The sequence below is a fragment of the Streptomyces sp. NPDC007901 genome, assembly GCF_042959465.1.
GTDB lineage: Bacteria > Actinomycetota > Actinomycetes > Streptomycetales > Streptomycetaceae > Streptomyces.
Map to the genome: position 1 here is coordinate 236,702 of NZ_JBIBKW010000009.1, position 12,831 is coordinate 249,532.

Consider the following 12,831-nt stretch of genomic DNA (forward strand, 5'->3'; position numbering starts at 1 on the left):
CGGCTTGGCAGGCGACCTCTCGGGTGTCCGGAGCGTCAAATGAGCGTAAACGGTCGAGAGGGGCCGGCCCCGCCGGAGCGTGCAAGTAGCCACTGTCGCCGGAAGGCTGGACCTACCGACAGCGCGGCAGGATGGCCGCCGACTGGCGCGAAGCGCCACCGAAAGCGTATTGCCAGTGCTGCGACACCGGGCGTCGGTAGACCGCTGACGACGAACTGCAATGCCTCGGCCCACGGGCTACGGGGGTCGTCGCTGTCGTCCATGGGAGTGTCTTGATCAGGACAGTCCCGTCGGACGCCCGGGCGGGAGAAGTCGAGACCTGAGACCCAGGCTCGCTCCCCCTGGCAGAGCGCGAGCCGTGTGCCGTCAGAAGGTCAGGTCCGCCTTGGAAATGCGGCAGTGGACGCCCTTGACGATGTCGACCACCTGGGAGACCTGGAAGTCGGCGGCCGCGCTGAGGTAGGCGAGGGCAACCGGGCCAGGGACGGAGAAGCGCTCGTCGAGGAGGGTGAGGGCGTCGCGTACGGCATGGCGCATCGCCTCGTCGAGGTCGGTGTCCAGGCCCATGACGATGTGCTCGGTATCGGTCTCGGCGAAGGGGGCGCGCAGGCGGGATGCGAGTCGGCGTAGGGCGGGGTCGCGGAGGACGGTGAGGCGGAGGGTCGCGCGCAGCGGGGCTTCGAAGGCGGTGAGGGCCACTTCGCCGTCGCCCTGGGAGAAGTGCGGGTCGCCGGCGTAGAAGAGGGCGCCCTCGACGGCAACGGGGAGGAAGAGGCGGGCGCCGACGCCGAGGTGGCGTACGTCGAGATTGCCTCCGTGCGGGCCGGGAGGCACCGAGTGGACCGGGACTTCGGTGTCGAGGGAGGTGCCCATGATGCCGAGGAAGGGACGGAGCGGGAAGCGGATGTCGCGACCGTCGCCCACGGGGAGGCGGCCACGGCCGTCGTCGTCGACGGTGGCGACCAGGCTGACCGGGTCGGGGCCGGGGCCCTGAGGGTATTCGCCGGGGAGTGCGCCCTTGCCGTGACGGTTGCTGATCACGCCGTAGGGGGCGCGGCGGCGCAGGCGGAGGACTTCCACTTCGAGTACGTCACCGGGCTCGGCCCCCTGGATGTGGACGGGTCCCGTGACAACGTGCGGGCCGTGGGCGGCGGGGTCGTGAAGGCGGGTGGAAGCGGCGAGTTCGGCCGTGTCGCGGAGGATGCCGTGGATGCCGGCGGCGGCGAAGAAGGCGGCCGGGTCGCGGCCCTGGTCGGCGAGGATGCCCTCGTGGCTGATCGTGTCGAGGGTGACGCTCGCGCCTGAAGGCACCGAAAGGGAAGGCTTGGAAAGGGCGTTGGGAAGCAGGCCCCAGTGGACCGCGGCTGGGTCCGCGGGCAGGTAGTGGTCGCCGTCGACGGGGCCCCGGTGGGGCTGGAGGAGGGTCACAAGGCTTCCTGGAGGTCGGCGGCGGTGAGGGTGAAGCCGAAGCACTGGCGGACGTTGTAGACAGTGGCGTCCATGCAGTACGCGGGTGAGGTGGTGGCCACCGCGTCCTCCAGCATCAGCACGTCGTAGCCGAGGCTCGCTGCGTCCATGAGGGTGGCGAGGACGCACTGGTCGGCGTTGACTCCGGCGAACAGGAGCGTGTCGGCGCGCAGATTGCGCAGGACGCTGTCGAGTTCGGTGTCCTGGAAGCCGCTCATGCGGTACTTGGCGATGTGCAGGTCGCCGGGTGCCGCAAAGAGGGGTGCGGTGACAGCGGCGGACGCGCTGTCGCGTTCCAGGACCCTGGCCCCGTTGGGTAGTTGGGAGCCGAGGCCGCCTCCGGTTCCCTCCTGGTCGTAGACGTGGAGGACGCCGGGCGGGAGGTTCGCGCGGTCGGGGCGGTTGCCCCAGTTGAGCCAGACGACGGGGACGTCGGCCGCCCGGAGGGCGGGGAGGAGCCGCTGGAGTACGGGGATGGGGGTGCGAGCCGGGGACACGTCCACGCCGATCGAGGCCAGCCAGCCGTCGGGCGAGCAGAAGTCGTTCTGCATGTCGATGACGACGATCGCCGTTGAGGCCAGGTCGAGCGTCAGGATTTGGGGCTGAGCCTCCACGGTCACGGGGCGAGCCGGGCGCTGCGGGCGGCGAAGGTCGACGTGTGTGGCGTCCGCGCGCCAGGAGTTGCGGGAGTTGGGGCCGATCTCATGCATGGGTCAGCTCCAGGAGGGCGTGGTCCGTGCCCGGTGCGCCGATCGCGCAGAGGCCGACCGGGAGGTCGCGGACCCGCAGCCGGGGCATGGTGACGGCGGGCAGCCCGGCGAGCGAGGCAAGGCAGGTGAGGCGGAGGGTTGCGGCTCGTACGGTCTCGACCTCGGCCGGAGTCGCAGCGGCTCGGGGGGCCGGGCTGCTCGTGGCGGGGAGAAGGAGCGCGGTGCCGGGCGGGAGGGCTTCGACGATGACCGAACGGGCGGACAGGAGCCCGGAGGTGGCGTCACGCACTTCACCCTCCGCGACCTGGCTCCCTCCGGCGAACCGGGCCTCGATGTCGGCTCCCAGCGCGCCGGGGTGCTTGTCGATCCACTCCCCGTGCGCGGCCCACGCCTCGGCCGCCTGGACGGTACGGAAGGCGGGCAACCACTCCTCCAGGTGTGGGGTCATGCCGGTGTCGGTCCGTACGAGTTCCAGGCCGGTGCGGAGGGAGAGCGCCCGGCATGCCGCCTCGAAGGATGCCTGGACCTCGGGTTCGGCGAGCGCGGTGAGGGCGTCGTCGACCAGAAGCGTGGTCATCGGGGCTTCATCGTTCCGGGGCAGGAGCACCTTCGCCGCTGTACGCAGCAGGTAGGGGTCCCGGGCGAGCAGTCCCGCCGTGTCGAAGGACGGGGCCAGCGGGAGCAGGCCGCCGGTGGGGACGGCTCCGTGGGTGGGGCGCCAGCCGTAGAGGCCGCAGTAGGAGGCGGGAACCCGGATCGAGCCCGCGGTGTCCGTGGCCAGCCCCAGATCCGCCCAACCGCGGGCGACCGCCGCCGCCGGGCCGCTGCTGGAGCCACCGGTGATGCGGCCGGGGGCGGCGGGATTGGCGGGGGTGCCATAGTGGATGTTGGTCCCGGCCAGGCTGAAGGCGAGTTCGTCGGTTTGGGCGATCCCGGTGAGCTGGGCGCCCGCCCTGAGCAATTCCCTTACTGCGTCGGCATGGTGGGGCTCCATCGGCGCATCGGCCAGCCACTGCGGGTTGCCCCCGCCGATCCGCTGTCCGGCAACGGCGAAGAGGTCCTTGACTGCGGTACGTACACCGGCGAGCGGCCCCTCCTGCGCCCCGGCGACCAGCGGCTCGCCCACGACCCGCCACACCGCGGGGTCCGAAGCCTCGTCCGCCACCGGATCCGGCACCGCGCTGACGTGCGCGGCCGCGATCCGCCAGCCCTCCCCCGTCAGCTGCCACACCTGTGTCTGCATCCCGCGCGCCCCGCCGGCCCGCAGCGTTTCGGCGGTCAGTACAGCGACGTCCTCGGCGATCCGCACCTCATGGACGCGTTCGACCGTACGGGCCGGGGCTCCCCCGCTGCGGCCGCGACGGAAGTCCGAGATGGCCGCATGCCCGCTCAGCACCATGGACCCCTCGGCGCGCACCGTGTCCGGGGCGTCCAGGAACCAGTGGTCGAGGCCCGCCACGTCATTGGCGCCAAGGGCCTGTTCGTACGACCAGAAGGCGTCGAGCAGTTCGCTGCGGTTCGCCCTGCGAGGGCGGTGGGGCGTGGCAGACCGGTCTGCTTGTCCGGCCGGGGGTCCGGGGGTTGCCTCCCGGGAAGGCACAGTGTTCATCGGGCGGCTCCGAGGACGGCCAGGTCCGCGTCGTCGAGCACCGCGAAGGGGCCGCGTTGGATCAGGTCGGCGAAGCCCTCGTCGGGGGACATGACCGTGAGGGTGTAGAGCCGCTCGGTGGCCGAGGCGTTGGTGATCCGGTGCTTGGAGCCGAGGGGCAGGACGAGGACATCACCCGGTGCGAGGTCGCGTTCGTGCTCGTCGCTGACCGCGCGGCCCTCGCCCGCGAGCACCACGAAGGTCTCCACGGACTCGGGGTGCCAGTTGAGCGGCTGGGCGCCGCCCGGTTCCCACACCTCGAAGACGACGGTGGTCGGTGAGCCGTCGGCCGGTCCGGTGAGGACGGCGAGCTTGACCGTGTCGCCCGCGGTGATGTGGTGGGCGGTGATCTCGCTGAGCGGCTTGTGGAGCGGGGGGATGGCCATGGCGGGTGTCCTCGACGTCAGGCGGTCGGACGGGTGACGGTCCGACGGATGGTGGTGGAGAGATGGCGGTCAGGCGGAAGGCAGGAAGCGGGCGCATTCGCGCAGTGCGGCCGCGTTGTTGGCGATGGCGGTGTCGACCAGCTTGCGGCCGAGTTCGGGGGTGGCTCCGGTGGGGTCGCCGATGACGCCGTTGCCCGTACCGAAGTCGTCGCTCGTCCAACCGAAGGAGACGGACTTGCCGAAGCCGATGTGCTCGTAGGCGATCAGGTGCTCGGGGACACTCCGCTCGGCCAGCGACATGTCCACCGTCTCCGGGTGGAGGTGGAGCATCGCCGCGGTCTCGTTCAGCCCGCCGTGCACCCCCAGACCCAGCTCGCCGGACGGGGACGCGCCGCCCTGGTCCGCGGGGAGCGCGGCGTGCAGCAGGAAGGTGAACAGACCGTATTTGGTGCGGAGTTCACGCAGAGCGACTCCCAGCAGCGCACTGTTGCCGCCGTGGGCGTTGAGGAACGCGAGCCGCCGGACGGGCCCCGTGGCGAGAGAGCGTCCCAGGTCGTCCAGTACCGCGAAGAGCGTCGAGGCGCTGAGCCACAGCGTCCCGGGCGACCAGGCGTGTTCGTCGGACTTGGTGTACGCGAGGCCGGGCAGCAGCGTGATGTCGCAGCTGTCGGACGCGGCCAGGGCGGCGCCCTCCGCTATCGCCTCCGCCATGAAGTAGTCGGTGGCGACGGGAAGATGGGGCCCGTGCTGTTCGATCGCGCCGACGGGGAGGACGGCCACGGTGTCGGCGGACAGGTCGGTGACCGACGGTCCGCTGAGGTCGGTGAAGCGGGTGAAGGCCATGGTCAGTGCGCTCCCAGGAGGTGGCCGGGGTTGAGCAGCCCCAGCGGGTCGGCGGTGCGGGCGGTGGCACGGACGAGATCGAGGCGCCGGTCGACGTACCAGTTGTGGACGTCGTGGACGCCGACGCCCAGTGCCTCCAGGGCGGCGATCCCCTCGTACACGGTGGCCTCGTCCTGGTAGTGCGCCATCAGCATGCCGACGGTCCCCGTGCGCATCCCCTCCAGGTGCAGCACCGTGCCGGGGAAGACGGCCTTGACCGCCGCCGGGTCGCCCAGCAGTACGTCGCCGCCGATCTCCAGGTGGAAGTAGCCGTGCTTGGCCTTCATCAGGTGGTAGGTGGGGTGGTTGAAGGAAAGCGAGGAGATGAGGGCGGGACCGCGCGGCGCGGGACGTACCTCGGTCACCCGGCCGCCGTGCTTCTCGATGATCGCGCGGGCGTCGTCCCCGGCCTGCTCCTCGATGATCGCGCGGACGCTCAGCGCGGCCGGGTCGAGGGCCGGGTCGGCCTCGAAGGTCTCGACGAGGCCGGGCTCGTCGAGGGAGACCAGGCGCGGGGCGGGCTCCAGGCGTACGAGATCGCCGAGCGCGGCGGTGGCGGAGGTCCACGTGTCGAAGGAGGCGAAGAGGCCGGTCCAGTCGCGGGCCGGCTGGAGGGCGACGGTCGCGGTCGTGATGATGCCGGTGGTGCCGTAGGCGTGGATGTACGGGAGTGCTTCCTCGCCGCGTACGGTGAAGGGCTCGGCCTCCGCTGTGCACGGGACGACGGTCAACTCCCTTACGAAACCGTCCCCGTTGGTGCCGTTGGCGAGCGATCCCGTGCCGCCGTTCCCACCGGAGAGGAAGCCGCCGAGCGATGTCCCGAAAGTGGAGGGGAACATCCACAGCTCCTGGCCCAGCGTGCGCGCGTGCGCCTCCAGGTCGGACATCTTCGCGCCCGCCTCGGCCCTGATCCACCCGTCGCCCGCGCCCAGGATGCGTCCGCATCCGGTGAGGTCGAGGACGGCGCCACCGTGGAGCGGGATCGCCTGGCCGTAGTTGCCGGTGCCTTTGCCGCGCGGGGTGAGCGGGATGCGCAGGCGGTGGGCAAGGGCGACGAGGGGCTGGACCTGCTCGTACGACGACGGGCGCAGCACCACCTCGGCGCGACCGGCGGGGAGCTTGGCGGCGAGGATCGGCGACATGTGCGCCCAGTCGCGGGACGCCTTGTCGAGGGCGGAGTCCTCGCGTACGACGGCATCCTCACCCAGCAGTGCGGCGGCCTCTGTACAGAATGCGTCGATGCCGGGGGTGCGGTGCGTGGCACCTGGGTCGATGTCCAACAGCGCGTCGTCTGCGACAAGTTCGGTCATCCGGCGCAGTTCGGCGGCGGACAGGGTCGTGCTCTTGGGGTCGACGGCCATCACTTCATTCCGATCTTGGTGTCGATGAATTCGTTGGTCGCCAGGTCGTCGGCGCTCAGCCCGGCCGGGATCTTGACGCCGCCCTTGGCGAGGATCGGCCCGAAGGTCTTCAGGGAGTCGGCGACCCGCTTCTCGTCGAAGCTCGCGATCGATCCGTCGGCCTCGTTGCCGAGGATGCCGAGCTTGACCATCTCCTTGGCGGCGTACTGGCCGGTGCCCTTGGAGTAGACCCAGCTCGTGCCGTACTGCTTGACGATGTCGTCGATGAGCGTGACCGCGGTGTCCGGTGCGGCCGCGAAGTCGGCGGCCGACTGCTGGATGACGGGGACCAGCTTCTTCAGGCAGGGGCTGAGCTTCTTCAGCGCACCGGTGCGCACGGAGAGTGCCTGCGGGTAGACGGTGTAGCCGACATCGGACAGCAGCTGGAACTTGACCGGCTTCTTCCAGGCGGCGATCTCGTGCTCGTAGAGGTACGGTTCCGCGGTCGCGAAGCCCTGCTGCGCGATGGAGTGATCGGCGACGAATCGGGACGGTGAGCTGTCGTAACTCCCGTCCAGCTGGCTCTTCTTGATGAGCCCCTTCGCCACCAGCATCGGAGCGAAGACCTCGCCGTCGCGGTACACGACCTTGGCGCCGCTCTTGCCGATATCGGCGACGGACTGCCAGTCCGGGTGGGTCTTGGGGTCCCACATCAGGACCTGCGGACTCTTCTTCATCAGCGCGGCGACCGCGGTGACGGGCTGCTTGCCGGCCGCCTGGATGGCACTGTCGGTGGTGACCATGCCGAGGGTGATGGACTGGTCGATGTACATCTCGGAGGCGGGGCTCTGGAACCCGACGGCCGAACCGCCCGCCCGTACCTGGATCTCGACGCCGGTATCCTTGCCGCCGATGACGAGGGGGCCGGTGACCCGCTTCTTGTCGGTGTCGACGGTGTAGCCGGGGCCGACGAGGTTGTAGATCGGACCGTGTTCGGCCTCGGGCTCCCAGTCGGCCTGGACCACAACGGTGGCGGGGCAGACCTTGTCGAGGCGCTGGGCGGCGGGGGCGGGCTTGAGATCGGCAGAGGACCCGGCTGTGGTGGCGCCGGCGCCGCAGCCGGTGGCGGCGAGGAGGAGTGAGGTACTCAGTCCCGCGACAAGGCTTCTTCTGGAGGAAATTGGCATGGCTGTCTCCCGGGAGGGGCTCTGACGAGGAGGCGGAGAGGGGGGTGGGCCGGCTCAGCTGCGGCCGGACGCGTGCCAGGAACCGACGGCGAGGCGGGACAGGAACGTGAAGAGCGCGAAGACGGCGACCCCGAAGAGGGAGGCGAGGATGATCGCGGCGAAGAGGTCCTCGGACTGGAGCCGTGAGCGGTAGACGTCCAGGAGGGTGCCGATACCGGGTGCGCCCTGCTTGAAGAACATGTCGCCGACGATCGCGCCGATGACGGAGAGCCCGGAGGAGGTACGCAGCCCGGTGAAGATGGCGGGGAGCGCCGCGGGCAGTTCGAGCTTGCGCAGGCGGTCCCAGCGGCTCGCCTTCTGGAGGGTGAAGAGGTCGTGGTGGGCGCGGTCCACGGACTGCAGTCCGAAGAGGGTGTTGGCGATCAGCGGGAACAGGGCGATGAGGACGCAGACGATGACCCGGCTGGTGAAGCCGAAGCCGAACCAGAGGCCGATGAGGGGGACGATGGCGAGGATCGGGACGGTCTGCAGGATGACGGCGTACGGATAGAGGGAGCGCTCCAGCCAGCGGGCGCGGCTCATCACGACGGCCCCGGTGATGCCGAGGGCGGCGGCGATGGCGAGCCCGGCGAGAGCGACCTGCGCGGTGAGGGCGAGGGCCTGGAGCATGGGCTGCAGGTGGGTCCAGTCGAGGACGGCGACCTGGAGGACCTGGTGCGGGGGCGGTACGAGGAAGCGGCGGGCGGGGGCGAGGAGCAGGTAACTCACCGCGTACCAGAGGCCGATGGCGGCGGCGAGCGAGCCGATGGGGGCGAGCAGGGCGACAGGGCTGCGGCGTGTACGGACGGACGCCTCGACGGCCGGGAAAGTCTCGACCGTGGAGTCGGCGGCAGCATCGCACTGGTGCACGGGGGTCTTCCCCTCGTGGGCCGGAGCGGCAGCGCTCGAACCGGTGACGGCGGGTTCGGACGCGGCGGACGGTTCGCCGCTCGGGCCGACGGTGACCGAGGCGGCCGTGGTTGCGTGGGCAGTCGGCGCGTCGGCGGCCGGGGTGTTCGTGGTCACTGGGCGGCTCCTCGCAGGGCCCCGGAGACCGCGCCCGCGATCGCGGCGAACTCCGGTTCGTAGCGGAGGGAAGCGGGCCTGGGGTGGGCGAACGGGACCTCGAATTCGGCGGTGATGCGTCCAGGTCGGGCCGACATCACCACGACCCGGTTGGCCAGGAAGACCGCCTCGGTCACCGAGTGCGTGATGAAGAGACCCGCGAACCCCGTCTCGCCGAAGATCCGCTGGAGCTCTTCCTGCATACGAAGCCGGGTCATCTCGTCCAGCGCGCCGAAAGGTTCGTCGAAGAGGAAGAGCGCGGGGCGCATCATCAGCGCGCGGGCCAGCGAGACCCGCATCCGCATCCCGCCCGAGAGCTGTCCGGGCAACTGCTCCTCAAAGCCGTCGAGGCCAACGAGACGGATGGCGTCCATGGCGCGCTCGTGCCGTTCGGCCTTGGGACGGCCGGCCAGTTCGGCCGGCAGCGCCACATTGGCGAGGACGCTGCGCCAGGGCAGCAGGGTGGCGTCCTGGAAGACGTAACCGATGTCCCCGCCCGGGGTGCTGATCTCGCCCGCGCTGGGGGCATCGAGACCGGAGGCGAGCCGCAGCAGGGTGGACTTGCCGCAACCGGAGGGGCCGACAACTGCGACGAACTCCCCTGTACCGACGTGGAGTTCCACTCCCGAGAGCGCGGTGGTCCCGCTGTCGAAACGCTTGTCGACGGCTACGAAGCTCAGCGCCGTCTGCACTGCTGTCGCCACGTCAACTCCTTCCGTGGGCCTGTGATGCGTTCACCGATGTTCGTAGCATCAACATTTATTGTTTCGAGGGGATGTCCCGGGCGTTTACGCCCTGGACCAGTCAGAGCGTTTCGCGGATCACCGTGGTACGGCTCACCGCTCGCCCGCCCTTGAAGACGATCCGGTCCGGGTACGAGGCCCCGACAGCCTCGGAGAGCGAGTCGGTCCGTACGGCGAGGAGGTCGGCGACCGCACCCTCGTAAGTCCCTGCGGCGGGTAGCCCGAGGACGGTGCGGGCGCCGGTGGTCACCGCGTGGACGGCCTCGGTCAGCGTCAAGTGACCTGCCGTGACGAGGAGTCCGGCGGTCTCCAGGGGGTCGGCCCTGCCTACCGGGTTGAAGGGGTCGCGGATGTTGTCGCCGCCCCCGGCCAGGGGCACGCCCGCGTCCAGGAGGGCGCGTACGGCGGTCAGACCGCGCGGGGTGCGGGCAGGCATATCGCGGCCCTGAAGGTAGAGGTTGGTGAGCGGCAGCGCGACGACCCCGATCCGGGATGCCGCCGCCTCCTTGGCGATTCGGGCGGCCTCGGCCGGGTCCAGCCCGCCCAGTCCCACGCAGTGGCTGGCGGTCACGCCGTGGGCGAAGCCCCGCTCCCGTACCGCCTGGGCGAGCAGCAGCAGATCCTTCGGGTCCGGACGGAGATGCTCGTCCGCATGCAGATCGACGCCTACGCCGTGCCGCTCGGCGATGGCCAGGGCGCGGGCGACAGCGGCCTGCGGGTCGTCGGAGAGGTGCGGGCAGCCACCGAGCAGGTCGGCTCCCAACTCCAGTGCTTCGTCGAGGACTTCGTCGGGCGCCTCAACGTGCAGTACGGCGATCTGCAGTGCGACCCGCTCGCTCAGCTCCGCGCGCAGCCGCAGCAGCGCCCGCAGCCCCCGGAGCGGATCGGGGCCGGGCAGGACGTCGGCGTGGGTGCGGACGGCGGTGGCACCGTTGGCGACCAGCTCGTGCAGCGCGCGGCGGGCTCTGACCAGCACATCCTCCTCCGTTACCCGCTCGGCATAGCCGTGCCAGGCAGCGACCGCCCCTGGCAGGTCGCAGGGCGGTGCACCGGCCAGATCCCAGGTGAGGGCCTTGTCGAGGTGGGCGTGGGGTTCGGCGGGGGCGGGCAACAGTATGAAGCCGGCGAGGTCCATCTCCTCGCACAAGGAGTTGAGTTGACCGGTCGGCGCAACGGCCGACACCAGCCCGTCCTCGATCAGTACGTCCCGGACCTGCCCTTCGGGCAGCCGCGCCCCGCGCAGCAGCAGTGCCGTCGCCGTCATCGTACGTCCCCGTTCTCCGGTGCCGTGAGTACCGCGAAGCCGTCGAAGGCGTGCCACATCGCGGGCGCGCCGAACATGTCCTGGCGGCGGACCGGGCGGGTCCGTCCGCGTACCACCTGGTCGAAAGCTTCGGCGACCCGTCCCACGAAGTAATGGTCCTCACGGTGGCGGAGGCTGTGCCCCAGCAGGGCAGTTCTGACCGGGAGTTCGGCCAGTCGCCGGGTCGATGCGGCGAAGGCGGGTACATCGGCGCCCGGCACATGGGCGAAGAACGTGCCGCTGATCAGGGTGTCGCCGGCGAGAAGCAGGCCCCTCTCCGGCTCCCAGAGGCAGATGCCGTCGGGCGAGTGCCCGGGGGTGTGCAGGACGTGCAGCCTCCGCCCGCCCAGGTCGAGCTGCTCCCCTTCCCTGAGCAGCCGGGTAGGTCGCACCGCGTCGATACGCCACTGGGTCAGCTCGGGGACGGGCCGCACCTCGATCCGCGAGTCCGTGACGAAGAACCCCTCGGCGGAGAGTGCGCTCAGCTCGATGTAGCGCTGTCGCATGTCATGGGCGATGTGCTCGTACGTCTCGAGCCACTCGCGCGGTGCGGGCTCGCCGTGCAGGTCTGCTCCCGCCTCGTGGACGGCGAAGTCCTTGGCCTCGCCCACAAGCGAGGCGTTGCCGCCCCGGTGGTCGTAGTGGTGGTGGGAGTTGACGACGAGCAGCGGCAGCGAGGTCAGCGCGCGCACCTCGCGCCCGATGTCCCCGATGCCCATCCCGGTGTCGTACAGCAGGGCGAGGTCGTCGCCCACGACGAGATAGCTGTTGACGTGCCCGGGCTCGGCTATGAGGAAGGTCCCAGTTCCGGTCTCCCGTACGGAGAACCAGTCGCGCCCGCTCACGCGCCGATGCCGTGGTAGCGGCGGGCGTGGTGGACGAGAGCGCTGACCCCGCCCTGGCCAGGGATGATCTCCTCGATGTCGGCTATCAGCAGCAGGTGGTCCCCGGCCGCCACCTCTTCCCGTACGCGGCACAGAACGGTGTACGTGCTCTGCGCGAGCAGCAGCGGCACACCCCCCTCTCCCGTCGTCCACTCCAGCCCGGCGAACCGGTCGGCGGCCGGATCGGCGAACCGCCGCGAGACGGATTCGCCGTCCGCGGCAAGGATGTTGAGGGCGAGCCTGCCGCCGTCCCGGAGCAGCGGCAGGGTGCGGCTGCCGCGCTGGACGCCGATCGCTATCAGCTGCGGCGTACGGCTGAGGCTCATCACGGCGGTGCTGGTGAATCCGGCAGGTGTGCCATCGGCCGCGGCGGCGGTCACCACGCAGACACCGCCTGCGAGGGCGGCCATGGCATCGAGGAATCCGGCCGTGGCGGGCCGGTCGGCGGTGGTCGCGGTCATTCGGGCTCCTCGCTTAGAATGTTCGTCACATCAACATTGAGCGTAGGAGACATGTGTTTCGTGGGAGTAAATCCCACTCCGAAGTGATCGCTTAGGATTTCCGCCATGGCAGACCGCCCCACCGAAACCCCCGCCGATCCGGACCAGCAGCTCGGTAACGCGATCCGTCGGCTACGCAAGAAGCGCGGCCTCACCCTTGTCCAACTCGCGGGCAGCGCAGGCCTTTCGCACCCCTTCCTCAGTCAGCTGGAGCGCGGGCTGACCCGCCCGAGCATGCCCTCGCTGCACCGGATCGCCCAGGCCCTCGGCACCACCCAACAGGCCCTGCTGGCGTACTCGGCAACCTCCTCCGCCGACATCCATGTCGTACGGGGAGGGACCGGCACCCCCGTCGCCAACAGCGGCGGCTCGGCCCGGATGCTCGGGGCACCCCAGTTCGCCGTCCATCCGGTCGAATACACGGGAGGACCCACCGGCTTCGAGGAGTACTACGACCACCCGGGCGATGAGTTCCTCTACGTGGTGCACGGCGCGATCGAGGTCGACCTAGTGGGCCGCGGCGGCCGCGAACTGCACCGCCTCCACGCCGGTGACAGCCTGCTCTACCCTGGCGGAACCCTGCACCGCTGGCGAGTTCTGACGGACAATCAGGACCCTTCCGGGGTCCACGTCCTCACCGTACAGAACGCCCCTCGCTAGAACGCCGAACAAAGAGC

At 70.5% G+C, this 12,831-nt stretch carries 13 protein-coding genes; 1 reads left to right on the plus strand and 12 read right to left on the minus strand.

Annotation, left to right across the window (positions count from 1 at the left end):
- Nucleotides 1–366 precede the first annotated feature (366 nt).
- The 12 genes from ACFZDK_RS28705 to ACFZDK_RS28760 form a co-directional block, all read right to left on the minus strand.
- A complete protein-coding gene (locus ACFZDK_RS28705; RefSeq protein WP_390976797.1) occupies nucleotides 367–1,428 on the minus strand; it encodes an acetamidase/formamidase family protein in 1,062 nt (353 codons plus the stop codon).
- Nucleotides 1,425–2,177 (minus strand): isochorismatase family protein, encoded by a 753-nt coding sequence (locus ACFZDK_RS28710; RefSeq protein ID WP_390976798.1) that lies wholly within the window; start codon nucleotides 2,175–2,177, stop codon nucleotides 1,425–1,427. Before ACFZDK_RS28710 ends, ACFZDK_RS28705 begins: the two co-directional genes overlap by 4 nt.
- Nucleotides 2,170–3,786, minus strand: coding sequence for an amidase (locus tag ACFZDK_RS28715; protein WP_390976799.1), 1,617 nt, complete (start codon nucleotides 3,784–3,786; stop codon nucleotides 2,170–2,172). Before ACFZDK_RS28715 ends, ACFZDK_RS28710 begins: the two co-directional genes overlap by 8 nt.
- The gene (locus ACFZDK_RS28720) at nucleotides 3,783–4,211 is read right to left on the minus strand and encodes a cupin domain-containing protein (protein ID WP_390976800.1); all 429 of its coding nucleotides are present in this window, start codon (nucleotides 4,209–4,211) and stop codon (nucleotides 3,783–3,785) included. The genes ACFZDK_RS28715 and ACFZDK_RS28720 overlap by 4 nt, the downstream gene beginning before the upstream one ends.
- Nucleotides 4,212–4,280: 69 nt before the next feature.
- Complete coding sequence (locus ACFZDK_RS28725; protein ID WP_390976801.1) at nucleotides 4,281–5,054, minus strand: creatininase family protein; 774 nt, start codon at nucleotides 5,052–5,054, stop codon at nucleotides 4,281–4,283.
- Nucleotides 5,055–5,056: 2 nt separating this feature from the next.
- Nucleotides 5,057–6,454 carry an FAD-binding protein gene (locus ACFZDK_RS28730; RefSeq protein WP_390976802.1) on the minus strand — a complete coding sequence of 466 codons (1,398 nt, stop codon included), beginning with the start codon at nucleotides 6,452–6,454 and terminating at the stop codon, nucleotides 5,057–5,059.
- A complete protein-coding gene (locus tag ACFZDK_RS28735) occupies nucleotides 6,454–7,620 on the minus strand; it encodes a hypothetical protein (protein WP_390976803.1) in 1,167 nt (388 codons plus the stop codon). Before ACFZDK_RS28735 ends, ACFZDK_RS28730 begins: the two co-directional genes overlap by 1 nt.
- Before the next feature lie 54 nt (nucleotides 7,621–7,674).
- Nucleotides 7,675–8,685 carry an ABC transporter permease subunit gene (locus tag ACFZDK_RS28740; RefSeq protein WP_390976804.1) on the minus strand — a complete coding sequence of 337 codons (1,011 nt, stop codon included), beginning with the start codon at nucleotides 8,683–8,685 and terminating at the stop codon, nucleotides 7,675–7,677.
- Complete coding sequence (locus ACFZDK_RS28745; RefSeq protein WP_390976805.1) at nucleotides 8,682–9,428, minus strand: ATP-binding cassette domain-containing protein; 747 nt, start codon at nucleotides 9,426–9,428, stop codon at nucleotides 8,682–8,684. Before ACFZDK_RS28745 ends, ACFZDK_RS28740 begins: the two co-directional genes overlap by 4 nt.
- A gap of 100 nt (nucleotides 9,429–9,528) precedes the next feature.
- Entirely contained in the window at nucleotides 9,529–10,731 is a 1,203-nt protein-coding gene (locus ACFZDK_RS28750; RefSeq protein ID WP_390976806.1) for an amidohydrolase family protein, read from the minus strand.
- Nucleotides 10,728–11,615: an MBL fold metallo-hydrolase gene (locus tag ACFZDK_RS28755; RefSeq protein WP_390976807.1), complete on the minus strand. Its 888-nt coding sequence runs from the start codon at nucleotides 11,613–11,615 to the stop codon at nucleotides 10,728–10,730. Before ACFZDK_RS28755 ends, ACFZDK_RS28750 begins: the two co-directional genes overlap by 4 nt.
- Nucleotides 11,612–12,115, minus strand: coding sequence for a flavin reductase (locus tag ACFZDK_RS28760; protein ID WP_390976808.1), 504 nt, complete (start codon nucleotides 12,113–12,115; stop codon nucleotides 11,612–11,614). The genes ACFZDK_RS28755 and ACFZDK_RS28760 overlap by 4 nt, the downstream gene beginning before the upstream one ends.
- 105 nt (nucleotides 12,116–12,220) lie before the next feature.
- Here ACFZDK_RS28760 and ACFZDK_RS28765 point away from each other — a divergent pair, with 105 nt between their 5' ends.
- A complete protein-coding gene (locus tag ACFZDK_RS28765; RefSeq protein WP_390976809.1) occupies nucleotides 12,221–12,814 on the plus strand; it encodes a helix-turn-helix domain-containing protein in 594 nt (197 codons plus the stop codon).
- The last annotated feature ends 17 nt before the right edge of the window (nucleotides 12,815–12,831 follow it).